Source organism: Allobacillus salarius, assembly GCF_007559425.1.
Taxonomy (GTDB): domain Bacteria; phylum Bacillota; class Bacilli; order Bacillales; family Alkalibacillaceae; genus Allobacillus; species Allobacillus salarius.
The window spans coordinates 1-507 of sequence record NZ_VMHE01000102.1; the positions used below are offsets into that span (position 1 = coordinate 1).

The window sequence follows — 507 nt, forward strand, 5'->3', positions numbered from 1 at the left end:
GAACCTATGTATTTGCGAGAAATAAGAAGAAAAGAAGAGTTGAATTACAGGTTTACTCAACCAATTTCTGATGATTACGTGAAATTAGATAAAAACAACTTCCCGGATTATGAATATTCAAGACACGATCAACAAATTTATGTAAATGGTAAACAGTATAAAGTTATTTTTAACGGAGTTATAAACCCTAAACAAAAAGGTAATAAAGTTTCTTTTGAACTAAAATTCGAAACTACAGAATTACCATACGGTGAAAGTATTGGAACAAGCCTAGAGTTAGAAGAAAACAAAAAGGTTGGATTGTGGTCGTTTGATTTTAATATTGATTGGCATGCAGGCGGAGACAAAAGAAAGTATACATTTGAAAATTTGAGCAAAGGTACAGTTTACTATCATGGTAGTGCTCCTAACGACCAATTCAACATGTATAAAAAGATAACAATTATTTTAGGCGAAGATACAGAATCGTTTGTATGGAATTTAACGCATGCTGAAATAATGAAAATC

At 31.2% G+C, this 507-nt stretch carries 1 protein-coding gene; it reads left to right on the forward strand.

All coding sequences use genetic code 11. From position 1 onward, the window contains the following. The coding region (locus FPQ13_RS13350) for a phage tail family protein (RefSeq protein ID WP_186279691.1) at positions 1 to 507 on the forward strand (507 nt) is incomplete at both ends.